The sequence below is a fragment of the Pectobacterium carotovorum genome (genome assembly GCA_016415585.1).
Taxonomy (GTDB): domain Bacteria; phylum Pseudomonadota; class Gammaproteobacteria; order Enterobacterales; family Enterobacteriaceae; genus Pectobacterium; species Pectobacterium carotovorum_K.
In genome coordinates this window covers 3678210-3700833 of sequence record CP066552.1, presented here as the reverse complement: position 1 = coordinate 3700833, position 22624 = coordinate 3678210, and the positions used below count along the sequence as shown (strand labels likewise).

Sequence of the window (22624 nt, the reverse complement as noted above, 5' to 3'; positions counted from 1 at the left end):
CATCTATACCTATCATACTTCAAGCTGCATGTGCGTTTCCTTCCCGCAACTCGAATACGTAGGGTATACCCGATTAATGAGGACAGGATATGAATATTTTACTGGTCGATGACGACGTAGAGCTGGGCGATATGCTCTGTGAGTATCTGAATGCGGAAGGGTTTTCGACCTCGCGGGTGCTGACGGGCAAAGAGGGCGTCGATGGCGCGATATCAGGGGATTACACCGCGATGATTTTGGATGTCATGCTGCCCGATATGAGCGGGATTGACGTGCTGCGCCAGATTAGAAAAACCCAGCAGTTGCCCGTCATTATGCTGACAGCGAGGGGCGACAACATCGACAGAGTTATCGGTCTTGAAATGGGCGCGGATGATTATATGCCTAAACCTTGTTACCCGCGTGAGCTGGTGGCGAGACTGCGAGCGGTGCTACGCCGCTATGACGATCAGCCGAGTACAAAACGGGATGAGAGTCTGGCCGCCAGTGGCGATTTGGTGTTGAACCCTGCCACGCGCATCAGTGAATGGCGTGGGAAGCCGTTTGATCTAACGGCGTCTGAGTTTAATTTGCTGGAGCTGCTGTTGCGTTCCCCTGAACGGGTGGTGTCAAAGGATGAGCTGTCCGAAAAATGCCTGGGGCGTCGCCGCGAGGCTTATGACCGCAGCGTGGACGTGCACATCAGCAATATTCGTCAGAAGCTCGGCGTCTTGCCGGGCAACACCATGACGATTGAAACCGTGCGCAGCGTGGGATACCGGATTCGCTGATGATGATTCGTGGACGACTTTTCTGGAAGATCTTGCTCGGGTTTTGGCTGACGTTCCTCGTCATGTCCCAACTGCTGTGGCTGGCTTTTTCTTTTTACGGCGAGCGCCATAAGCCGCTGGAAGAAATCGTGGTGTCGCGCATTGCGACGATGCAAACGGAGATGGTGGCTGCGGCGCTGCAACATGGCGGCTTGGGTGAACTGAACGATGTGATGTCGCTGCTGCCGCAGCAAGAGCAGCAATACATTTCCGTCACGGAATCGCCGTTGCCGCTGTCCGATCAGGAGTTGGTTTCCGCTCCGCAGAACGTGTTGCTCGATGAGGCTTTTGCGCCGGATAAACGTGGCGCGCCGCGTGCCACGCATATAATCAAGCAGGTCAGCGGCCCTGCCGGAAAGTGGTATCAGATTCGTTATGACGCTGAGCTGCTGCGTAGCGAATTTCGTCCTCCTCGCCCAGTCGAATTTCTCAACGTGCCTGTGCCGTTTGTGATCATTGCGGGGTTTGGTGGCCTGTTGTTCAGCTCGGTATTGGCATGGAGTCTGGCACGCCCGCTAAGCCAGATCCGCGCAGGGTTTGATCAGGTTGCGCAGGGCGATCTGAACGTGCGTTTGCTGCCAGTGATGCATAAACGTCATGATGAAATCAGCGATGTTGCGCGTGATTTCGATTCAATGGTCGAACGGCTGGACAGTCTGGCCAGCGCGCGTGAACAGTTACTTCATGATGTCTCGCACGAGCTGCGCTCTCCGCTGGCGCGTTTGCAGCTTGCCATCGGGTTGATAAGGCAGAACCCGGACAATATAGAGAGTTCCTTGCAGCGAATTGAGCGTGAAGCCTTGCTGATGGATAAGATGATTGGCGAACTGCTGACGCTATCGCGCACGGAGCATTCCGGCATTGAGGAAGCCTATTTCGATTTACTGGGGCTGGTGACGGCGGTGGTCAACGATACGCGCTATGAAGCGCAGGTCACCGGCGTTGAAATCCTGCTGGCAGCGGATGAAGACGAAGACTACACGATTAAAGGCAACGCGGAGCTGATGCGCAGGGCGGTCGATAATGTGATGCGCAACGCGCTACGTTTTTCTGCTCCCACGCAGCAGGTTTCCGTGTCACTCATTGGCAATGAACATGAGTGGATGATTCAGGTCGCCGATCAGGGGCCTGGCGTGGAGAAAAGTAAGCTCTCCAGTATCTTCGATCCTTTCATTCGTGTTGATTCGCCGCTGTCTGGCAAAGGCTATGGGCTGGGGCTGGCGATTACCCGTAAAGTCGTGCTGGCGCACGGCGGGCATATTGAGGCGGATAATGGTGAGCTGTGCGGGTTAGTGATTCGCCTGTGCGTGCCGCGCTGGAAAGCCTGAAACGAAAACGGCACCATCCGGGTGCCGTTTCGTGCAAACGTAGTAAACCATCCGTAGAAGGCGGCTTACTTTTTGATACGGATAACCGGCGTTTCACCGACAACAACCGTACCACTCAGTTTGGTCAATTCCTTGATTTCATCCATGTTGGAAATAACCACTGGTGTCAGAGTAGACTTCGCTTTTTCTTCCAGCAGAGCCAGGTCAAACTCAATAATGAGATCGCCTTTCTTCACTCGCTGGCCTTCTTCGGCGATGCGCTTGAAGCCTTCGCCTTTCAATTCAACGGTATCAATACCAAAGTGCACAAACAGCTCAATGCCGCTGTCAGACTCGATGGAAAACGCATGGTTGGTTTCAAAAATCTTACCGATGGTGCCGTCTACCGGTGCGACAATCTTGTTGCCAGTTGGCTTGATGGCAATACCGTCACCGACGATTTTCTCTGCGAATACGACATCAGGAACGTCTTCAATATTGACGATTTCACCGGACAGCGGGGCAATGATTTCGATGCTGCCAGTGTCTTTTTTGTCGTCAGAAACCAGAGACTTCAATTTATCGAACAAACCCATGATTCTCTCCTAAGCATTAATATTGGGCCAGCGTATACCCTAATCTTTCAAGTTGGTGTGGCATTGGTTTTCTTCGCTACCCCGACTGCGAACCTATCGCCTGTCGGGGTGCTGATTGCCACCTTGAAACCTATTAGGTAAAGCAGAATCAGCAGAGCGTTTTTTCTTTAATAAAGCGGCTCACCAGATTGCTTAACTCTTGTGCTGTCGGTTGAGCGAGTGCTTGCTCCGCCAGCGCCTTCGCATCTTCGTAATTCGCATTACGGATGATTTTCTTGATGCTCGGGATAGAGATTGCACTCATGCTGAATTCGTTCAGACCCATTCCCAATAACAGTAGTGTAGCACGTTCGTCACCGGCGAGCTCACCACACATCCCTGTCCACTTGCCTTCGGCATGAGACGCGTCGATAACCTGTTTGATCAGGGTAAGGACAGCTGGGGACATCGGGTTATAGAGATGAGAAATCAGCTCATTACCGCGATCAACTGCCAGAGTATACTGGGTTAAGTCATTTGTCCCAATACTAAAGAAGTCGACTTCTTTGGCTAAATGTGGCGCGATAGCGGCGGCGGCAGGTGTTTCAACCATCACGCCGACTTCAATGCTTTCGTCGAAAGCTTTACCTTCTTCTCTCAGCTGTGCTTTCAGCATTTCCAGTTCGGCTTTCAGCTCACGCACTTCTTCCACGGAAATAATCATCGGGAACATGATACGCAGCTTGCCAAATTTTGATGCGCGCAGAATGGCACGCAGCTGGGCATGCAGGATTTCTTTACGATCCAGACAGATACGGATAGCACGCCAGCCAAGGAACGGGTTCTCTTCCTTCGGCAGGTTCATGTATGGCAGATCTTTGTCGCCACCGATATCCATGGTACGGACGATAACGGCCTGAGCGCCAACGGCTTCGGCAACAGCCTTATACGCTTGGAACTGCTCTTCTTCGGTAGGCAGTGAGTCACGATCCATGAACAGGAATTCAGTACGATACAGGCCGACACCTTCTGCGCCGTTACGCTCAGCACCCGCGACATCACGCACGGTACCGATGTTGGCACAGACTTCAACCTGATGACCGTCCAGCGTAATGGCTGGCAGATCTTTCAGCTTAGCCAGCTCATACTTTTCAGCGTGGTATTGCTGCTGAACCGCTTTTAATTCTTCAATTTTATCCGCGGTCGGATTCTGATAAATCTGGTTGTTTACGGCATCCAGAATCAGATAGTCGCCGTTTTTAACCTGCTGGGTCACATTTGTCGTGCCGACGATCGCAGGCAGTTCCAGCGAACGGGCCATAATGGACGTGTGAGACGTGCGGCCACCGAGGTCGGTGATGAAGCCCAGCACTTTGTCCAGATTCAGCTGCGCGGTTTCTGACGGCGTCAGATCCGTGGCAACCAGGATGACTTCATCCTGAATATCGCCCAGATCGACGATAGGCATATTGAGAATGTTTCTGAGCAAACGCTTCCCGATATCACGCATGTCTGCGGCGCGTTCTTTCAGATATTCATCATCAAGCTCTTCCAGTGCTTTAGCCTGGTTTTCGATGACGGAAAACGCAGCGGCGTCGGCGGAAGCATGTTCATCTTTAATCAGGGCTATGATTTCCTGCTCGAACTCTTCATCTTCCAGCAACATGATGTGGCCTTCGAAGATGGCTTCTTTCTCTGCACCCAGCGTCTCGCCCGCTTTCTTCTTGATAGCTTCCAACTGTGCGGATGCTTTGGAACGGCCAGTCAGAAAACGTTCAATTTCCTGCTCCACCTGATCCGCAGAGATTTTTTTCCGGTTGATGAGAATTTCATCTTCTTTCAGTAACAGTGCCTTACCAAAAGCAATACCCGGTGATACTAATATGCCTGAAATCATAACCCTACCTTACTCGATTCTGGTGTTCACTAAAAAACTCGTCGGTTACTCGAGCTCAGCCATCAGCTTGACCAGGTGTTCAACCGCTTTTTGTTCGTCTTCGCCTTCCGCAGCGATAGTAACCACAGTTCCTTGTGTTAAGCCGAGTGTTTGTAATTTGAACAGGCTCTTGGCGCTAGCGCTCTTGCCGTTGGACGTCACGGTGATTTCAGAAGTGAAGCCTTTGGCTTCTTTGACGAACTGAGCAGCAGGACGAGTGTGCAGGCCATTTGGTGCGGTGATAGTCACTTCTTGCTGGAACATGCTTTTTTCCCCAACTTATGGATTAGATTAATGTTGTGGAACTAAAGTTTAGTCGATTCACTGAACTTTAGCCTGTTTGGTTAGCGCCTGATTTATGTTACAGGGGCGGGCCACGATGCGACAAGAAAACCGTCAAACGTATTTCCTGAATAAAATACCATCAAACACCGCAGCTTCCGCTACCCATTATCTTAACCTCGGTCGCAAAACGGCGATGTGGGCTATTGTGCGCAGGGGAAAAGCATGTGACGGGGCGTGGTATTTGTCGGATATTAATTTCACGCATCAAAATAATTGTTCGGTTAAATACTAAACCTGATGTAGAAAAGCAATCCACATGTGGTGGAAAGTTTGAACTGTGCCACAAAAAAGCACCTAAATAGGTGCTTTTTTAACACATTGGTCACTTGTTGTTCGAGTGTGACCGGGGGGTTATTGTTGCAGTTCCTGCTCGGTGAACAGGTCGGCAAAGAGTGCTGTGCTGAGGTAGCGTTCGCCGGAAGAAGGCAGAATAACGACGATAGTTTTATCTTCAAATTCTTTTTCTTTGAGCAAGTTCAGCGCTGCCGCAACGGCTGCACCGGAAGAAATACCGGCCAGAATGCCTTCTTCTTCCATCAAACGGCGCGCGGTGCTGATCGCTTCTTCGTTCGTCACTTTCTCTACACGGTCAATCAGTTTCAGGTCCAGGTTACCTGGAATGAAACCCGCGCCGATGCCCTGAATCTTGTGCGGGCCTGGTTTCAGCTCTTGGCCTGCCAGCGCCTGAGTGATCACCGGTGAATCGGTAGGTTCAACTGCCACGCTGATGATGGCCTTGCCTTTGGTGTTCTTGATGTAACGGCTCACGCCTGTCAGCGTACCGCCTGTACCGACGCCAGAGATAAAGACATCAACCTGACCGTCAGTATCTTCCCAGATTTCAGGGCCGGTGGTCTTTTCGTGAATTTCTGGGTTCGCTGGGTTGCTGAACTGCTGCAACAGCAGATAACGGCTTGGATCGCTAGCGACAATCTCTTCTGCTTTGGCGATGGCACCTTTCATGCCTTTTGCGCCTTCGGTCAGCACCAGATTAGCACCCAGCGCTTTCAGCAGCTTACGACGCTCGATGCTCATGGTTTCTGGCATGGTGAGCGTAAGTTTGTAACCGCGAGCCGCCGCGACGTAGGCCAGCGCAATCCCTGTGTTTCCGCTGGTAGGTTCAACCAGTTCGATGCCGGGTTTGAGAACGCCACGCTTTTCTGCATCCCAAATCAGGTTGGAGCCGATACGGCATTTTACGCTGAAGCTGGGGTTGCGGGATTCCACTTTAGCGAGAATGCGTCCGTTGCCGATACGGTTCAGGCGAACCAGCGGCGTATGGCCGATTGTGAAAGAATTGTCTTCGTAGATCTTGCTCATAGCCTGTCCTTATAACTGTATGAAATTTTTGCGAACGTAGAGAGAATACCCGTTCACACTTTTCAGTGAAGTAAAGAATTGCTATATCGTTATGTTCTTAAGAAATATCTTTTCATTACAATAGAAAACACTGGCCGTTATCAGCCAGTGTTTACTGTCTTTTTATGGCGCTTTTTTCGGCAGGGTTGCTGACAGATCGCGATAACGATCCACCCACAGCTGCGTTGCACCACATACCGCGACGGGCATGATGACCAGATTCAAAAAAGGCACCAGCGTAAACAGGCTGACCAAGGCGCCAAACTGCATATTGGCGACTTTATGGCGACGTAATGCCTGACGCATCGTGGCAAAGCCCACTTTGTGGTTATCAAAAGGATAATCGCAGTACTGAATCGCTAGCATCCACGCGCTGAACAGGAACCACAGCACCGGAGCGACAGTTTGTCCAATGCCGGGAATGAAATAGAGAAGCAGTAGCACAATCGCGCGTGGCAGGTAATACGCCAGCTTTTGGACTTCACGCTTCATGATGCGTGGGACGTCTTTGGCGATGCCGAGTATGCCGCTGTCCGGCAACGTTTGGCCGGTGAGTTTTGCTTCCAACTGTTCCGCCAACAAACCGTTAAACGGTGCGGCAATAAAATTGGCGATCGTACTGAATAGGTAGCTGAATACCAGCAAAATGGAGAGGACGGCAAGTGGCCAAATGAGGTAGCTGAGCCATTGCAGCCAGCTCGGAATGTGGCTCATGATCTGCGGAATCCAGTCATTCAACTGGGTGAAAAGCCACCAGAAAGCCCCGCCCATCAGGACGATGTTCATCAATAAGGGCAAAATAACGAAACGTCGGATGCCCGGCAGTGAGATCAGGCGCCATCCGGCAAGAAAATAGTGTATGCCGCTGCGAACCTGGCCTGCGGTATTGCCGTAAGACAATTTTCCGGAAGATGATGGTTTTTCTGAAGACGATGGTTTTTCTGAAGACATAGTGCCGATAGACTCAGTCATTTGTTTGTTGAGGCATCATATCGGGATGATCTTATGCTGACTAGCCCGTATTTGGATGAAAAAACAGCAAAAAAGTGCGTTGTATCTATCTTTATTGTCATAAAGTACCGTGCAGGCTTGCACTTGTGTACTCAGGCAAATAGAGTTAGTAGTATAGGTATTTGCCGTGGTGGCAATGTTTTGTTAGAACAATTGGGATAGCAATGATGCAGGACTTGCGTCTGATATTAATCGTTGTTGGCGCGATCGCTATAATAGCGCTGTTACTGCACGGCTTGTGGACTAGCCGTAAAGAGCGCTCGTCCCTTTTTCGTGACCGCCCGGTTAAACGTGCAAAAAAAGCGCGTGATGAAACGCCGCTTGACGATCTGGATGAAGGCGTTGGCGAAGTTCGCGTGAAGGGCGCCCGCCCGCAGCAGAGTGAGCCTTCATTTGGCAGCGCTTCACTTGATAACTCATCATTTGATAACGCGTCATTTGATAACCCCTCATTCAATAACCACAGTGCACGTGAAGACGCTCGTTCAGAGGCGAAATCGCCGTTCGAGCACCTGTCTCCCGTGTCTTCTTACGATCCGCTACTGGATGAAGCGACGCCAGTGGATTCTCCGCGTGCGCAAGTACGTGGTGAGACTCATCCGCAGGTTGTCGTCCCTAGAGAAACCGCTATTCCTGAGCCGAGCATTAACGCTCCGCGTGAGCCGTTTGCGTATGACGCGCCAGCATCTGCTCCACAGCAGCCTGTTGCACATTCGCTGCATGAGAAAGTTCAGCCTGAGCCAGTTGAACCCGCAGCGGCAAAAGAAGCGGTTTTGGTGCTGCATGTTGTGGCGCATCAGGGCGGTGTCATTGGCGGCGAACTGCTGTTGCAAAGTCTGCTTCAGGCCGGTTTCCAGTTTGGTGAAATGAACATTTTCCATCGCCATGTGAACCCCGCTGGCGCAGGCCCGGTGTTGTTCAGTCTGGCGAATATGGTTAAACCCGGTTCGTTTAATGTCGATGCGATGTCCGAATTCTCGACGCCCGGCGTGTCCATTTTCATGATGGTGCCGTCTTATGGCGATGCCAGCCAAAACTTTAAACTGATGTTACAGTCTGCACAGCGTATTGCTGACGATGTTGGCGGTGTGGTGCAGGATGACGAACGTCGTATGATGACGCCGCAAAAGGTTGAATCCTACAAAGCCCGCATTCGCGATGTGCTGAAAGCCAACGCCTGATAGCACTATCTATGTGAAAGCATAAGTTTGCGAATGCAGTGGGTGAGAGAAGCCTCCGTTAGTGGAGGCTTTTTTTATTCTTCGACCCGGCCGTGGTGTGGTGTAAAAGCAAGAAAAGGTGAAACGTAGTGAGTGAAGTAAAAGGATTAAAACAAGAGCTTGGCCTGATTCAGGGCGTGGGATTGCTGTCTACTTCTCTGCTGGGGACCGGGGTGTTTGCGGTTCCTGCGCTGGTCGCACAACTGGCACAGCAAGACAGCCTATGGGCGTGGCCGATCTTGATCCTGTTTGTTTTTCCTATCGCCATTGGCTTTGCCGCGCTGGGGCAACATTTTCCTAATGCGGGCGGGGCCGCGCACTTTGTTAACCTCGCTTTTGGGCCGCGCATGGCGCGGGTGACCGGCTGGCTATTTCTGTCCGTTATTCCGCTGGGGCTACCTGCTGCCTTGCAGATTGCCGCCGGATTTTGGCAGGCGGCATTTGGCTGGAGCGATCTGGGGTTACTCTGCGTACAGCTGCTGACGCTGGGCGGTATCTGGCTGCTTGGTCTGCGCAGTGCGGGATCCAGCGCCAATATTCAGATCGTTATCGCGATGCTGGTGGTGGGGCTGGTTGCCGCGATCTGGTGGCAAGGCGATATCACGCCCGCACACATTCCCTGGCCGTCGGTGAGTGAGCTGTCATGGTCTAACACCTTCGGCGCACTGGCTGTGATGTTCTGGTGCTTCGTTGGTCTTGAAGCCTTTGCCCATATGGCAACGGAGTTTCGGGTGCCGGAGCGGGATTTCCCACGGGCTTTACTCATCGGCATGCTGGTCGCAGGGGCGGTGTATTGGGGATGTACGGTAGCCGTGCTGCACTTTAAGGCTTATGGAGAAGGCATTGCTGCCACGGCCTCACTGCCGGGCATCGTTGTGCAATTGTTTGGTCAACATGCGCTGTGGATTGCCTGCTTTGTCGGGTATCTGGCCTGCTTTGCCAGTGTGAATATCTACACGCAGGGCTTTGCCCGTTTAGTCTGGTCGCAGGCACCCAAAGGGAGTGCGCTGGCGAAGCTGTCCGCAGGGCAAGCGCCGGTGAATGCACTGTCGGTTGTGGTGGCCTGCTGTCTGGTGTGCTGCCTGTTAATTTACTGGCTCAGACTGCCACTGGACATGTTGATTGTGTACGCGAACGGCATCTTCGTTCTGATTTATCTGCTGTGTATGCTGGCGGGGTGGCGCTTGCTGAAAGGGCGTGCCAAAGTGATGGCGGCAATCGGCGGCCTGCTCTGCTGTGCGCTGTTGCTGATGATCGGCTGGAAATCGCTGTATGCGTTAATCATGCTGGCTGTGCTGTGGCTGTTCCTGCCGCATAAGCAGGTCGAACTGGTTTCCCACTGAGCCGTTGATTCTGAATGCTGCGACGTGAAATCTGTGTTTCTGAGGGTTGCCGCTGGCGCAGAGTAGGGAATCGAGCAACGCCCTGATTAGGGCGTTGTATCGCGATGATGACGAGCTGTTGTGATGAGACGAGTGTTATGACGATTGGTCGTTTTCTGGCGCTGCGGCGGGCTTTTCTTCCGTAGACAGTTTCGCTTCCAGCTCGGTCATACGCTGTTCCAGGCGAGCAATCTTCTCGCGCGTGCGGAGCAGAACCTGCGTCTGAATATCGAACTCTTCACGGTTCACCAAATCCAACCGGGTCAGCTGTGCCTGCAAGACCTGACGAATCTTTTTCTCCACATCATCACCCAATTCCCGGATACCTTTTGGCATAGATTCATGCACTTGACGGGCGATTTGCTCAATCTTCTTTGGGTCAATCATGTCGCTTTCCTGATTAGGTTATGTAAGTTATTACTATAGCAAGTGTAATGGGTATAAATAAAATCTGACATCGGCTTTGCACATATTCAGCATGGTTTTACTGTAATTCAGAATAGTTTTACTGTAATCCAGCAGACGTTTTGCCCTATTTCCTGTGGCGGATCAATTGCCCTATCGAGGTATTAGCGTTATAGTAAACCCGCTTATTCTCAGGGCGGGGTGTAATTCCCCACCGGCGGTAAACCAGTGAACGCAGTCTCTGCGCACTGGAAGCCCGCGAGCGCTCTCGCTGTGTTTTCCGGTTTTTTATTATCGGTTTCGCAACGTGGGGTCAGCAGATCCGGTGTAATTCCGGAGCCGACGGTTAAAGTCCGGATGGGAGAGAGTAACGGTATCTGTCGAGCTATATGCTCGCTCGCGTTATTTTTGTTAGCTATTACTATGCAACCAGTAGTAATGGTTACTCCTCAAGCTCGCCCTGATTCTGGTAATCCATAATAACATTGAGGTTTTTTACCATGAATCAGACATTACTTTCTGAATTTGGCAATCCTACTGAACGCGTAGAACGCGCACTTGATGCATTGCGTCATGGCCGCGGCGTGCTGGTGTTGGATGATGAAGATCGTGAAAACGAAGGTGACATGATCTTTTCCGCTGAAAATATGACCGTTGAACAAATGGCGCTGACGATTCGTCACGGTAGTGGCATCGTATGCCTGTGCCTGACGGAAGAACGTCGCCAGCAGTTGGAATTGCCGATGATGGTGGAGAAGAACTCCAGCCATTACCAAACGGCGTTCACCGTGACGATCGAAGCCGCCGAAGGCGTGACAACGGGCGTTTCCGCTGCCGACCGCTTGACTACCATTCGTGCCGCGATTGCGGATAACGCTAAGCCAAGCGATCTGAATCGCCCTGGCCACGTATTCCCGCTGCGCGCCCAGCCGGGTGGCGTGTTAACGCGCGGTGGTCATACTGAAGCGACGGTTGACCTGATGACGCTGGCGGGCCTGAAGCCGTCTGGTGTTCTGTGTGAACTGACGAACGATGATGGTTCAATGGCGCACGCGCCGGAAGTGATCGAGTTTGCCAAACAGCACGACATGCCAGTGCTGACGATTGAAGATCTGGTCGCTTACCGCATCGCGACAGAGCGCAAAGCCAGCTGATTCACGCAGCGTATAGAGAAATAAAAAGGGCCGAGTAATCGGCCCTTTTGTATTTTATGTCTTATTTTTTAATTGATTAGGTTTTCTGACGGCTAACCTGTGCTTACGGCTTTCTTGCCAGCAGCGTGGCGAAGCGCAGTTTGATGCGGTTACCCTGCGCGTCGGTCTTGTGTAGTTCGCCCATATCCTCGTTATATTTGAGGATCTCCCAATCGGCGTAATAGTTCTTCAGTTCGCCTTCTTTAAAGGTAAACGAGAAGGGCATTGGGCACGGGCAATCTTCCGTCGACATCGCAGCGATAATCAGGTTATAGCCGCCGTTAACGGTGCTGTCCTGCATATTGCTGATGATGTGCGGAATACGATCGCGTTCCAGGAACATCAGCACGACGGTCGACAGGATAAAGTCGTACTGTTCTTTGATTTCCGCCAGATTGATGTTGTAAACGCCAGCCCGGATGTTTTCCAGCGCTTCGCTCTTGATGATGTTATTCAGCGAATCAATGCTTTGCTCATGCTTGTCACAGGCCGTGACGTCAAAACCACGCAGATTCAGATACAGCGCGTTGCGCCCGCCGCCGCAGCCTAAATCCAGCGTTTTGCTCGGTTTGATGTGCTGCACTGCGTTGATCACTTCGGAATGGGTGCGCGTCAGACCGTATTTTTTATGATAGAAATCTTCCGCCGAACAGAAAAAGCTGAGCTGACATTCCAGATCGTCAGAGAACGAGACGATGCGATGCCACGCCTGCGGCTCAACAAACGGCGGCTGGTTCTGCTCGGAGAACTGGAATGTCTCCAGCGTATCGCCGTCTTCGGTCAGCATGGAGAAGGTCATTTCCCCTTTCAACACGGTCAGTTTCGCCCAGGTGCCTTCCTGCGTGTTGTGCTTTTCCTGAAACGCGGCAGGCAGCGTCTGGCTGTTCCACTGCGGCATCTTCTTATAACAAATGAGATCTTGCATCGTTACCTCGGTCTGTAAATTCTAAAAGCAATAGCCGTATTCTATTAATCCGCACGCAGGCTGACCAGAAAATATGTATTTTAAATGCATTATTTATTTTGCTGTGTCAGGCCGTGATTGAACTCACGGTGGAAAGCTGCCGCAGCAGCGGAAATGCCTCTTTCATCCGCTCGCCACCGACCACAAAGGCGCGCAGTATTTGCTGACCATCCAGCGCTTTAGCCACCATCCCCTGTTCGTTCCATTCCTGCTGCCAGTGTAAGTCACTGCCAGTGGTATCGCCTGCCATCTGTAACGGAAACAGTGGCGTCTTGATTTTAACCAGCATCGGCGGCAGCGTTAGCGTCTCGCTGGCACCCAGCAGGTTTTTCGCCAGCGTAATCGCGCTGAGCTGAATCGGTTGCAGGAAGGGCAGGAGCTTACCGCTAATCTCTGCGCAGTCGCCCAGCGCATAAATCTGTGGATCGGTGGTCTGTAACTGCACATTGGTCTGAATGCCTTTCTGTACCGTTAACCCCGCCGCTTTCGCCAATTGTGTGTTGGCCTGCAAACCGATAGCGGAGAGTATTTCGTCCACTTCGACAGCGCGGCCATCGGTAAATGTAGCCTGTACGCCGGTTTCGGTTTTCTCCAACTGTTGCAGGGTCGTGTTTAGTTGCAGCGAAACGCCCTGCTGCGTTAGCGTGAATTGCAGGCGCGCGCTGATTTCGGGCGGCATCAACGCGGGCAGAATGCTGTTAGCGCAGTCCACCAGCGTGACCTGTTTTCCAGCGCGTCCCAAATCCATTGCCAGCTCGGTTCCGATAAGTCCGGCACCGAGCACCAGCACACGTTCGGCCTGCCAGAGTCGGCCTTCATGGGTGCGGTATTCTTGCTGACTATTGAGCGTCAGCATATGTTCGCGTCCCGAAATCTGCGGCACGATGGCGCTGGCCCCAGTTGCGAACACCAGTTTGTGGTAATCGTAACGAGCCGTGCCGCAGACGACCTGTTGTGCATGGCGGTCGATGGCGGTGACACGCGTATTGGCCAGCAGCGTGATACGGTTTTCTTCGGCAAACGCGGCTGCCGACAGTTTGGTCAGATCGTCGGCGTGCTGTTGCAGGCTCATCACATGGCTTAAATCCGGCTTGTTGTACTCATCGCCACTGTCGGCGGTAATCAGGCGGATAGGGCAGTGCGCATCCTGCTTGCGCAACTGTCGGATGAGCTGGCGGGCGGCAAAGCCCGCGCCAATAATCACGATATCTTTCATCATCCTCTCCCTAGCGAATCGGATTGAAAACGTCTTTACCCAGCCCACATTCCGGGCAGAGGAAGCTGTCTGGTACGTCCGACCACATGGTGCCAGGGGTGACATCCTGCATCGGTTCGCCGAGCGCCGGATCGTAGATCCACTGGCAGACGCTGCACACCATACAACCGTTTTCTGACTGTACCGCTGGCTGTGCGGTTGACTGTGCCGCAGCGACTTCATTGCATCCGCAGGCGCTCTCGGCTGGGGCGCTCACATTCTGCGGGGCGGTGGTGGTTTGCGGTGCCGCAGCGGTCTGCTTTACGGGCGAGATGACGCGACGGGCTGGCGTATCATCCAGCGGATGTAATGCCCACTGACGAGCGATTTCACGGCCGTGATTGCGACAAATTTCCAGCGCGGAACCGTCAGGACGCCATTTGGTTTTCAGCGCCAGCGTCGTTTCAAAACCGGCATCCATCAGACGGGTTTGAACGCGGTCTACTGCACCGCCGTTCCAGCCGTAGCTACCGAACGCCGAGGCTTTCTTGTTTTGGAAACGCAGGCCGGTGATCTCTTCCAGCATGGCGGCGACCTTCGGCATCATCACGTTATTCATGGTGGATGAACCGACTAACACGCCTTTCGAGCGGAAGACCTGCGTCAGAATTTCGTTCTTGTCGTGACGGGCGACGTTATAGATTTTCACCGCGACGCCGGGGTCGACATCGTTGATGCCTTGCGCAATGGCGTCGGCCATCATGCGGGTGTTATTGGACATGGTGTCGTAAAACAGCGTGATACGATCTTCCTGATAGCTGTCCGCCCACTTCAGATACAGGTGGATGATCTGAGCAGGATCGTCACGCCATACCACGCCGTGTGAGGTCGCAACCATCGACAGCGGCAGGTTAAAGCCCAGCACTTCGTGGATCTTGGCGGTGACTAAGCGGCTGAACGGCGTCAGAATATTGGCGAAATAGCGCTGGCACTGTTCGAACAGTTCGGTTTGATCCACCTCGTCATTGAACAGGTGCTCATCGCAGTAGTGCTGACCGAACGCATCGTTACTGAACAGTACGGCATCTTCGGTCATGTAGGTCATCATACTGTCTGGCCAGTGCAACATCGGTGTTTCAATAAAGATCAGCTGTTTGCCGTTACCGATATCCAGCGTGTCGCCGGTTTTGACCGTGTGGAAATTCCACTCGGGGTGGTGATGGTGACCGGTAATGGAATCGATCGCGTTGTAGGTACAGTAAATCGGCGTGTTGGGAATACGCGCCATCAGCTCGCTCAGCGCCCCGGCGTGATCCTCTTCGGCGTGGTTGATCACGATGTAGTCAATCGTGTTCAGATCCACTTCCGCCATCAGGTTTTGTACAAACTCACGGCTGAATTTGTGATCGACGGTATCGATCAGCACGGTTTTCTCTTCGCGGATCAGGTAGCTGTTGTAGCTGCTGCCTTGCAGCGTTTTGTATTCGGTGCCGTGAAAGTCACGGACTTCCCAGTCGCGTTGTCCAACCCAGTGGATATTGTTCTTAACGTGAATTGTCATGTTCTGAAACCTCAGTAGTCATAGTCGGGGATATGCTGTAGAGATTGCAGGAAGTGTGCCAGTTTTTAATTTGTTGATTTGTATGGTTTTAATAAATAATCATTGTCAAAATGACATTGTCTCTCTATTGTCTTAATGACACAGTATCTGTCATTAGGACACACCATGACGCTCTCTATTAACGCCCTTGCCCGTATTGCTATCGAGCTGCAAATGGGGCTATCAAATCAGGACCGTTTCCAGCGCTTAATCAACAGCCTGCGCCAGCTGCTGCGCTGCGATGCCTCGGCGCTGCTGCGTTACGAGAATCAGCTGTTCCGTCCCTTGGCGATCGACGGTCTGGCGCCGGACGTGCTGGGGCGACGCTTTCGTCTGTCCGATCATCCCCGTTTGGAGGCGATTGCCCGCGCGGGTGACGTGGTGCGCTTTCCGGCGGACAGCCAGCTTCCCGATCCGTATGACGGTCTGATCCCCAGTCAGGAGGATCTTAAGGTACATGCCTGCGTTGGCTTGCCGCTGTTTGCCAATCAGAACCTGATCGGCGCGCTGACCGTGGACGGTATGGATCCGTGTCAGTTCGACCATTTTAGCGATGAAGAACTGCGGCTGGTGGGGGCGATGGCGGCGGCGGCGCTGAGTAACGCGCTGCTGATGGAACGTCTTGAGCGGCAGTTGCCCGCGCCGGTGCGGGCCGAAAGTCCGGCGGCGGAAAGCGTGGATGAAATGGTTGGGCTGTCAGAACCGATGCAGCGGCTAAAGAAAGAGGTTGATATCGTCGCGGGTTCCGACCTGAACGTGCTGATCATGGGAGAAACCGGCGTCGGTAAAGAGCTGGTGGCGCGGGCGATTCATCGCGGTTCCAGCCGGGCAAGTCATCCTCTGGTGTACCTGAACTGCGCCGCGCTGCCGGAGTCGGTAGCGGAGAGTGAGCTGTTTGGTCATGTTAAGGGCGCGTTTACCGGAGCGATCCATCATCGAACCGGCAAGTTTGAGATGGCGGATAACGGCACGCTGTTTCTGGATGAGATTGGCGAACTGTCTCTGACACTACAGGCGAAGCTGCTGCGCGTATTGCAGTATGGCGATCTCCAGCGCGTGGGTGATGACAGCAGCCTTAAAGTGAACGTGCGCGTGCTGGCGGCAACCAACCGCGATCTGCGGCAGGCGGTGCTGGATGGCGCTTTCCGTGCCGACTTGTTCCACCGTCTGAGCGTGTTCCCGCTTTCCGTACCGCCGCTGCGCGAGCGTCGTCAGGATGTGGCGCTGTTAGCGGGGTTCTTCTGTGAACGCAGTCGCGTGCAGCTGGGGCTGGCGCGTCTGGCGTTGACGGCCGACGCGGGGGCGCTACTGGAACAATATGACTGGCCGGGAAATGTGCGCGAGCTGGAACACGCCATTTATCGTGCCACTGTGCTGGCGAGAGCAGGGCAGGAGTCGGGCGAGGTGCTGTTGGGGCGTGAGCATTTCAATCTTGAACTTCCCGCTCAACCTGCTCATTCCGCCACGGGATCGTCGAATGCTATCGAGATAGAGCCAGCGTCTTTCATCAGCGGCGGGCTGCGAGAAGCAACGGACGACTATCAGCGTCGGGTCATCCAACAAACGCTGACGCGCCATGAGGGCAACTGGTCATCCTGCGCCAGAGAACTGGAAATGGACAGCGGCAACCTGCACCGTCTGGCGAAGCGGTTAGGCATTAAATAAAAAAACGCCCAGACGAACGGTCAGGGCGTTGTAGGTCGTAGACAAACCTATTTACCGAACGAAAACGGGAGTAACGGAATAGAAGAGTAAAGCGTTTGCGCCAGGGATGGCGCAAGCCGAGCGCACAGGGATGTGTTTACAGCGACTTTACGATCTATCCGTTACTCTCGCTCGGTGAGCGTTGGCGGTTAATCTCTAACCGCCGTAGGACTTAGTTAACCGCATTTCACGCACTTGGCGCTCTGAATCACCTGGAAGAAATCGTTGCCTTTATCATCGACCAGAATAAAGGCAGGGAAATCTTCGACTTCGATTTTCCAGATAGCTTCCATACCCAGTTCAGGGTATTCCACGCAGGTCAGGCTCTTGATGCTGTTCTGCGCCAGAATCGCTGCTGGGCCGCCAATGCTGCCGAGGTAGAAGCCGCCGTGTTTATGGCACGCGTCGGTGACCTGCTGACTGCGGTTGCCTTTCGCCAGCATGATCATGCTGCCGCCGTTGGCTTGCAGTAAATCGACGTAGGAATCCATGCGGCCAGCGGTGGTCGGGCCTAACGAGCCGGACGGGTAGCCTTCTGGCGTTTTCGCCGGGCCTGCGTAGTAAATCGGGTGATCTTTGATGTACTGCGGCAGGCCTTCGCCGTTATCCAGACGTTCCTTCAGCTTGGCGTGAGCAATGTCACGGCCCACGATGATGGTGCCGGTCAGAGAAAGACGGGTGGATACCGGATACTGCGACAGCGTTTTCAGGATCTCGGCCATCGGACGGTTCAGGTCGATTTTAACCGCATCGCCTTCGCCCGTTTCGCGCAGGTGCTCAGGGATATATTTGCCCGGATTCTGCTCTAACTGTTCCAGCCAGACGCCTTTGCGGTTGATCTTGCCTTTGATGTTACGGTCAGCGGAACAGGACACGCCCATACCGACGGGGCAAGAGGCACCGTGGCGCGGCAGGCGGATAATCCGCACGTCGTGTGCAAAGTATTTCCCGCCAAACTGTGCGCCCAGACCCAGATCGCGCGCGGCTTCCAGAATCTCCTGCTCCAGCGTGACATCGCGGAACGCCTGACCGTGCTCGTTGCCCTCGGTCGGCAGTTCGTCGTAGTACTTGGTCGACGCCAGCTTAACGGTTTTCAGCGTGGTTTCTGCCGAGGTGCCGCCAATGACAAACGCGATATGGTACGGCGGGCAGGCCGCGGTACCCAGCGAGCGCATTTTCTCGATCAGGAAGCTTTTCAGTTTACCCGGCGTCAACAGCGCTTTGGTTTCCTGATACAGGTAGGTTTTATTGGCTGAACCGCCGCCTTTGGTGACGAACAGGAACTTATAGTCTTCGCCTTCGGTACTGTAGAGGTCAATCTGCGCGGGCAGGTTAGTGCCAGTGTTGACCTCTTTGTACATATCCAGCGCGGCGTTTTGCGAATAACGCAGATTGTCTTCAACGAACGTATTGTACACGCCCTTGGACAGCGCTTCGGCGTCGTTACCGCCGGTCCAGACGTTTTGGCCTTTTTTACCGACGATGATCGCTGTACCCGTGTCCTGACAGGTCGGCAGGATGCCCTTGGCGGAAATTTCTGAGTTGCGCAGGAATTGCAGGGCAACGTATTTGTCGTTTTCGCTGGCTTCCGGGTCGTGAAGAATATCGGCAACTTGCTGCTGGTGAGCGGGGCGGAGCATGAAAGAAGCATCGTGGAAGGCTTGCTGGGCCAGAAGTGTCAACGCGGCTGGCTCGATCTTCAGGATGTCCTGACCTTCAAACTGTGCGACAGAGACAAAGTCACTGCTCAACAGGCGATATTCGGTATCATCTTTACTGAGTGGAAAAGGATCTTGGTAATAGAAGGGTTTATTCGACATTTTTTTCTCACTTGCAATTGCATCAATTAGTAAATTTTCACCTTATAGGATTCAGCATCTTATTATTAAGGCGTATTACCGCAGCACTACAGGGGTGTCTCGAATACAAAAGTAGTAATCACCATAATAGTATGGTTTTTTGTCGGGAAGTACTACTTTGGTACATCACAATAATAATGATGTCGTGCATTACTTTCTCTGTGACAGACTTGCGAAAGCGCCGCGCGGCTCGGGTTTCCGTGTGCAGACAACACAGGAAAATGCGCATGGTTTAGCGTGAAAATATTTCTCTTTTAATTAGCTTAATTAAGTAAAGTAAATGGTGAAATTAAAAACAATAACCATTTCATCTTTAATGTTATTCATTGGCGATATAAAGAAACCGTTATTGGTTTTTTATCGCTTCATGAAAAAACAGGCCGATCACAAAAGCCACGGAGCGGTGGCCGATGTGATGACGGATGTGGTTTTTCCAATGCAGTGACGGAGTTATGGTGGCGTACTTTCTTGTTGGGCAAGGAGATTATCGATCATCCACAGCCCTGCCGGGCCGGGTGGATGGGGTTTGGACCAGACAACGTCCACGTCAATCCACTGCGGCCAGCCCGCGACAGGCAGCTCCACCAGTTTCCGCTGGTCATATTGCGCCACCAGCCAGCGTGGCAGAATGCTCCAGCCATGCCCCTGCTGTGCCATTTCCAACAGCATAAGATAAGACGGCGCAGACCAGACGATCCCTTCCGGTTGCAGCCGGTCGCTGCGTTTATAGGTATTGAGATAGAGTTGACGGACTGTCGCCAACTGGCTGCGCGTCACGGTTTTTTCCGTTGTCAGCGGGTGCGCTGCCGACACGAAGATGGCCATGTCGGTCTTAATCTGCAAACGCGCGGCGGCAATATCGGGCGGGTAATCCGTCTGGGCGCGTAGTAGCCCGACATGCGCACGGTTCATTTGCAGCAGATCGATCACGTCATCACCTTCCGCAATCAGGCATTCAAACTCAATATCGGGAAAATGCTGAGCGAAACGTTGAAGCACGGGTTCGTAGTGGGGGGCTTGCCAGATATCGGACAGCACAAACGTCAGACGGGGTTCGATATGGTCGGCCAGACGGATCGCCAGCCCATCCAGCTCTTCGCTGGCGGATAAGATCGCCTGTACATGGGAAAGCACTTTTCTGCCCGCCAGTGTGAGAACAGGCTGGTGACCGGATCGATCAAACAGCGTCAGCCCCAGATCGGCTTCCAGATTAGCGATGGCCGCGCTGATGGTGGACTGGCTTTTATGCAAGCGTCGTGCGGCGGCGGAAAACGAACCCGCATCAACGGTGGTAACAAAAGCCAGCAGGGATTCTGGTGAATATCGCATTGTTATCTATACCCTAAATAATTCGAATTCAGGACAATATGACAGATGTATCGATTTTATCGATGGAATCTAACTGTACTCTACCACCTTATACGATGAAAATAAGACCGTAATACGATGCCATCCATGGTCATGGCGAAAATTGACCCGTAACTCGCAATAAATAAAGTGAATGTGCTATGCAGAACAAAACCAGTAAAACCTTACGTGAGCGTGTGTACCATGCGGTGGGCTTTGAGCTCATTGCGTTGACGATCTGTGCGCCAGCGGGTGCCTGGCTGCTGAATAAGCCGCTCTTCGATATGGGCGCACTGGCAATTATGCTCTCCAGCGTCGCGATGATCTGGAATATGATCTACAACTCAATATTTGATCGCCTATGGCCGGTAGATCGCGTTAAGCGCCGACTGCCGGTTCGTATTGCTCACGCGCTGGGGTTTGAAGGCGGCTTTATATTGATTGGTCTGCCGCTGGCGGCGTGGATGCTGAACGTTACGCTGTGGCAGGCGCTGATGGTGGAGATCGGCTTCTTCCTGTTCTTCCTGCCGTACACCGTGGTGTATAACTGGGCCTACGATACGCTGCGGGAACGCATTGTTAATCGTCGTCGCCACGTTCGTCAGGTGTCGGCCAATTCCCGCCTGCGCTAATCCCGATGTTTACCGGTGTGTCAGTTGGACGCTCTGATTCGCCGGTAGCTCAAGCAATCGCCACAAATACCATGAGGTAAGCATAGGGTAATGGCGCTGTCTGATGGCGACAATCGCCGATCTTTTCGAACTGGCTGGCTCAGCGGGTATGATATACTGTTGCCATCACAATGAGTTTTTTGTTTTTTACTCATTTATTTTGCTCCCTCTTCGATTGTGCACAAAGCGTTGTTCCCATACAGGCAGCGGTAATTGCCAGTATGCCGCTACATTGAGCAAGGCTGAGTTTTTCGCCTAATATAAAAAATCCAGACAACGCACTGACTGCGGGCGATGCGCTCATCAGAATTCCAAAGGTGTTGCTGGATAAGCGGTGCAGCGCATAAATATCCAGTAAAAACGGTAGTGCACTCGACATAATGGCAATTAAAAAACCGAGCATGAAAATATCGGGAATTAAAAGTGCAAAACCTCCCTGATAAATACCGATGGGTACGATAAACAGCGACGCAAAGACTGTGCCAGCTGCAACGCCACGACTACCAAATTCTGCCGCCTTGCCACCAACCCGGACATAAATTCCCCAGCAAAAAGCAGCGGCGATGACGTAGGCGATTCCGCGTGGATCGAGGGGGCCATTCTGACTGCCTAGCGGCAGTAGTAGAAGTCCAAGAAGAGCAAAGCCGATCCATGCCAAATCTGATTTTTGGCGTGAGGCTAGCACTGCGACGGTGAGTGGCCCCAATACTTCAATTGAAATGGCAATGCCCACGGGAATGTATTGGAATGACATATAGATGAGGATGTTCATTGCCCCCATCATCACGCCGTAGGTGGCGAGGGTACTCCACCCCTTTTTGTCAGTCCGTAATGTCCAAGGCTTAAATACAACAGCGAGCAACAGCATGGCGATACCCACTCTTAGTGCCGACATGCCAAGTGGCCCCACCACGGAAAAGGCGCTTTTAGCAAAAGCCGCGCCAGTCTGGATCGAAATAAGCGAAACAAAAACCGCCAGTAGCGGCAGGTGAGTAGATTTATTCATTATGGTGTCGCTATTTTTAGCTAAAAAAGAAATAAAGCGGCAAATATGCAAAAAAACGTCTATCGCTTTTGCCGCCATCATAGGGATCGTTGACGCGTAAATTTTACCAATGACAGGGTGAGGAATGTGTGCAAACATCTTCATAGAAACCATTAAAATTGGCGTAAAGCGGCAAATTAGATTTTTTTTTGAAGGAAACGGCCAAGCATGAAATTAGACGCTATCGACCGCCGTATCCTTGCGGCCTTGGTCAACAATGGCAGAATGACGACGGCAGAGGTGGCAGAACGCATCGGGCTTTCGCCTACGCCCTGTGGAAGACGTATACGGCAGATGGAAATGGCTGGGGTGATTGAGGGGTATTCCGTAAAGCTGAATCCCGGCGCACTGGGTCTGGGGATTTGCGTTCTCATTTCGGTTAAACTGTCACGCCCAAATCCCGAAGCGCATCGCGAGTTTGTGAGCGCGGTATCAGGCATGAAGGAAGTAACCGAATGCATGCTTGTGACTGGAGAGAGTGATTACATGCTGAGGGTATGGGTAAAGGATATGGACACGCTGGCGGACTTTGTCCCTACCGTGCTTCAGGGGATACCCTGTGTCGCAGAAACCTCCACGACCCTCGTGATGAAACATATTGGCGGAACGCCGCTGATACCCTAGTGATATGAGCGAAAACCCAACAAGACGCACGCGGTAGGCATAAATTTATAAGGGGATACTTTCAGGTATCCTC

21 protein-coding genes and 1 riboswitch are annotated in these 22624 nt (G+C 52.7%); of the genes, 9 read left to right on the top strand and 12 right to left on the bottom strand.

All coding sequences use genetic code 11. The features are described from left to right. Positions 1–89 precede the first annotated feature (89 nt). Both JFY74_16535 and JFY74_16530 read left to right on the top strand, forming a co-directional pair. Positions 90–770, top strand: a complete 681-nt coding sequence (locus JFY74_16535; protein QQG27665.1) for a response regulator transcription factor — start codon at positions 90–92, stop codon at positions 768–770. Next, positions 770–2137: a HAMP domain-containing protein gene (locus JFY74_16530; GenBank protein QQG27664.1), complete on the top strand. Its 1368-nt coding sequence runs from the start codon at positions 770–772 to the stop codon at positions 2135–2137. Before JFY74_16535 ends, JFY74_16530 begins: the two co-directional genes overlap by 1 nt. 65 nt (positions 2138–2202) lie before the next feature. Here the strand turns inward: JFY74_16530 and crr are convergent, their stop codons facing one another. The 5 genes from crr to cysZ all read right to left on the bottom strand — a co-directional run bounded on the left by crr (position 2203) and on the right by cysZ (position 7282). Further along, the gene (gene crr, locus JFY74_16525) at positions 2203–2712 is read right to left on the bottom strand and encodes a PTS glucose transporter subunit IIA (GenBank protein ID QQG27663.1); all 510 of its coding nucleotides are present in this window, start codon (positions 2710–2712) and stop codon (positions 2203–2205) included. 148 nt (positions 2713–2860) lie between these two features. Continuing rightward, positions 2861–4588 (bottom strand): phosphoenolpyruvate-protein phosphotransferase PtsI, encoded by a 1728-nt coding sequence (gene ptsI, locus JFY74_16520; GenBank protein ID QQG27662.1) that lies wholly within the window; start codon positions 4586–4588, stop codon positions 2861–2863. Between the two features lie 45 nt (positions 4589–4633). Further along, positions 4634–4891 (bottom strand): phosphocarrier protein Hpr, encoded by a 258-nt coding sequence (gene ptsH, locus JFY74_16515; GenBank protein QQG27661.1) that lies wholly within the window; start codon positions 4889–4891, stop codon positions 4634–4636. Between the two features lie 432 nt (positions 4892–5323). After that, entirely contained in the window at positions 5324–6292 is a 969-nt protein-coding gene (gene cysK / locus JFY74_16510) for a cysteine synthase A (GenBank protein QQG27660.1), read from the bottom strand. Between the two features lie 162 nt (positions 6293–6454). Beyond that, positions 6455–7282 carry a sulfate transporter CysZ gene (gene cysZ / locus JFY74_16505; GenBank protein ID QQG27659.1) on the bottom strand — a complete coding sequence of 276 codons (828 nt, stop codon included), beginning with the start codon at positions 7280–7282 and terminating at the stop codon, positions 6455–6457. 224 nt (positions 7283–7506) lie between these two features. Here cysZ and zipA point away from each other — a divergent pair, with 224 nt between their 5' ends. Continuing rightward, positions 7507–8523: a cell division protein ZipA gene (zipA, locus tag JFY74_16500; GenBank protein ID QQG27658.1), complete on the top strand. Its 1017-nt coding sequence runs from the start codon at positions 7507–7509 to the stop codon at positions 8521–8523. A 128-nt stretch (positions 8524–8651) separates the two neighbouring features. Further along, positions 8652–9905 carry an L-methionine/branched-chain amino acid transporter gene (yjeH, locus tag JFY74_16495; GenBank protein ID QQG27657.1) on the top strand — a complete coding sequence of 418 codons (1254 nt, stop codon included), beginning with the start codon at positions 8652–8654 and terminating at the stop codon, positions 9903–9905. A 135-nt stretch (positions 9906–10040) separates the two neighbouring features. Here the strand turns inward: yjeH and ubiK are convergent, their stop codons facing one another. Then, positions 10041–10331: a ubiquinone biosynthesis accessory factor UbiK gene (ubiK, locus tag JFY74_16490; GenBank protein ID QQG27656.1), complete on the bottom strand. Its 291-nt coding sequence runs from the start codon at positions 10329–10331 to the stop codon at positions 10041–10043. Between the two features lie 201 nt (positions 10332–10532). Next, positions 10533–10722, top strand: a riboswitch (FMN riboswitch). A gap of 127 nt (positions 10723–10849) precedes the next feature. Between ubiK and ribB the strand changes: the two genes are divergently transcribed. Beyond that, entirely contained in the window at positions 10850–11503 is a 654-nt protein-coding gene (ribB, locus tag JFY74_16485) for a 3,4-dihydroxy-2-butanone-4-phosphate synthase (GenBank protein ID QQG27655.1), read from the top strand. Positions 11504–11606: 103 nt separating this feature from the next. On the opposite strand, the gene tehB is transcribed toward ribB, so the two are convergent. From tehB to norV, 3 genes are all read right to left on the bottom strand, one after another. Then, complete coding sequence (gene tehB / locus JFY74_16480) at positions 11607–12467, bottom strand: SAM-dependent methyltransferase TehB (GenBank protein QQG27654.1); 861 nt, start codon at positions 12465–12467, stop codon at positions 11607–11609. Positions 12468–12573: 106 nt separating this feature from the next. Then, on the bottom strand, positions 12574–13722 hold the full coding sequence (norW, locus tag JFY74_16475; protein ID QQG27653.1) for an NADH:flavorubredoxin reductase NorW: 1149 nt from the start codon (positions 13720–13722) through the stop codon (positions 12574–12576). Positions 13723–13732: 10 nt separating this feature from the next. Next, the gene (gene norV, locus JFY74_16470) at positions 13733–15262 is read right to left on the bottom strand and encodes an anaerobic nitric oxide reductase flavorubredoxin (GenBank protein QQG27652.1); all 1530 of its coding nucleotides are present in this window, start codon (positions 15260–15262) and stop codon (positions 13733–13735) included. 165 nt (positions 15263–15427) lie between these two features. Between norV and norR the strand changes: the two genes are divergently transcribed. Next, a complete protein-coding gene (gene norR, locus JFY74_16465; protein QQG27651.1) occupies positions 15428–16966 on the top strand; it encodes a nitric oxide reductase transcriptional regulator NorR in 1539 nt (512 codons plus the stop codon). Between the two features lie 215 nt (positions 16967–17181). Here norR and JFY74_16460 read toward each other — a convergent pair whose 3' ends face one another. Continuing rightward, the gene (locus JFY74_16460; protein QQG27650.1) at positions 17182–18825 is read right to left on the bottom strand and encodes a fumarate hydratase; all 1644 of its coding nucleotides are present in this window, start codon (positions 18823–18825) and stop codon (positions 17182–17184) included. A gap of 319 nt (positions 18826–19144) precedes the next feature. Here JFY74_16460 and JFY74_16455 point away from each other — a divergent pair, with 319 nt between their 5' ends. Next, the gene (locus JFY74_16455) at positions 19145–19309 is read left to right on the top strand and encodes a hypothetical protein (protein ID QQG27649.1); all 165 of its coding nucleotides are present in this window, start codon (positions 19145–19147) and stop codon (positions 19307–19309) included. Positions 19310–19314: 5 nt separating this feature from the next. On the opposite strand, the gene JFY74_16450 is transcribed toward JFY74_16455, so the two are convergent. Then, entirely contained in the window at positions 19315–20193 is an 879-nt protein-coding gene (locus JFY74_16450; GenBank protein ID QQG27648.1) for a LysR family transcriptional regulator, read from the bottom strand. Between the two features lie 179 nt (positions 20194–20372). On the opposite strand from JFY74_16450, the gene JFY74_16445 reads away from it, so the two are divergent. After that, complete coding sequence (locus JFY74_16445) at positions 20373–20843, top strand: multidrug/biocide efflux PACE transporter (GenBank protein ID QQG27647.1); 471 nt, start codon at positions 20373–20375, stop codon at positions 20841–20843. Positions 20844–21033: 190 nt separating this feature from the next. On the opposite strand, the gene JFY74_16440 is transcribed toward JFY74_16445, so the two are convergent. Next, positions 21034–21888 carry an EamA family transporter gene (locus JFY74_16440; GenBank protein ID QQG30571.1) on the bottom strand — a complete coding sequence of 285 codons (855 nt, stop codon included), beginning with the start codon at positions 21886–21888 and terminating at the stop codon, positions 21034–21036. Positions 21889–22095: 207 nt separating this feature from the next. On the opposite strand from JFY74_16440, the gene JFY74_16435 reads away from it, so the two are divergent. Continuing rightward, positions 22096–22551 (top strand): Lrp/AsnC family transcriptional regulator, encoded by a 456-nt coding sequence (locus JFY74_16435; GenBank protein ID QQG27646.1) that lies wholly within the window; start codon positions 22096–22098, stop codon positions 22549–22551. The last annotated feature ends 73 nt before the right edge of the window (positions 22552–22624 follow it).

Coding starts and splice junctions, on each gene's coding strand:
- norW (QQG27653.1), bottom strand. CDS start 13,722: ATGAAAGATATCGTGATTATTGGCGCGGGCTTTGCCGCCCGCCAGCTC.
- zipA (QQG27658.1), top strand. CDS start 7,507: ATGATGCAGGACTTGCGTCTGATATTAATCGTTGTTGGCGCGATCGCT.
- JFY74_16530 (QQG27664.1), top strand. CDS start 770: ATGATGATTCGTGGACGACTTTTCTGGAAGATCTTGCTCGGGTTTTGG.
- ribB (QQG27655.1), top strand. CDS start 10,850: ATGAATCAGACATTACTTTCTGAATTTGGCAATCCTACTGAACGCGTA.
- norR (QQG27651.1), top strand. CDS start 15,428: ATGACGCTCTCTATTAACGCCCTTGCCCGTATTGCTATCGAGCTGCAA.
- ptsI (QQG27662.1), bottom strand. CDS start 4,588: ATGATTTCAGGCATATTAGTATCACCGGGTATTGCTTTTGGTAAGGCA.
- JFY74_16455 (QQG27649.1), top strand. CDS start 19,145: ATGGTGAAATTAAAAACAATAACCATTTCATCTTTAATGTTATTCATT.
- JFY74_16450 (QQG27648.1), bottom strand. CDS start 20,193: ATGCGATATTCACCAGAATCCCTGCTGGCTTTTGTTACCACCGTTGAT.
- cysK (QQG27660.1), bottom strand. CDS start 6,292: ATGAGCAAGATCTACGAAGACAATTCTTTCACAATCGGCCATACGCCG.
- norV (QQG27652.1), bottom strand. CDS start 15,262: ATGACAATTCACGTTAAGAACAATATCCACTGGGTTGGACAACGCGAC.
- JFY74_16440 (QQG30571.1), bottom strand. CDS start 21,888: ATGAATAAATCTACTCACCTGCCGCTACTGGCGGTTTTTGTTTCGCTT.
- JFY74_16460 (QQG27650.1), bottom strand. CDS start 18,825: ATGTCGAATAAACCCTTCTATTACCAAGATCCTTTTCCACTCAGTAAA.
- cysZ (QQG27659.1), bottom strand. CDS start 7,282: ATGTCTTCAGAAAAACCATCGTCTTCAGAAAAACCATCATCTTCCGGA.
- JFY74_16535 (QQG27665.1), top strand. CDS start 90: ATGAATATTTTACTGGTCGATGACGACGTAGAGCTGGGCGATATGCTC.
- JFY74_16445 (QQG27647.1), top strand. CDS start 20,373: ATGCAGAACAAAACCAGTAAAACCTTACGTGAGCGTGTGTACCATGCG.
- ubiK (QQG27656.1), bottom strand. CDS start 10,331: ATGATTGACCCAAAGAAGATTGAGCAAATCGCCCGTCAAGTGCATGAA.
- tehB (QQG27654.1), bottom strand. CDS start 12,467: ATGCAAGATCTCATTTGTTATAAGAAGATGCCGCAGTGGAACAGCCAG.
- ptsH (QQG27661.1), bottom strand. CDS start 4,891: ATGTTCCAGCAAGAAGTGACTATCACCGCACCAAATGGCCTGCACACT.
- crr (QQG27663.1), bottom strand. CDS start 2,712: ATGGGTTTGTTCGATAAATTGAAGTCTCTGGTTTCTGACGACAAAAAA.
- JFY74_16435 (QQG27646.1), top strand. CDS start 22,096: ATGAAATTAGACGCTATCGACCGCCGTATCCTTGCGGCCTTGGTCAAC.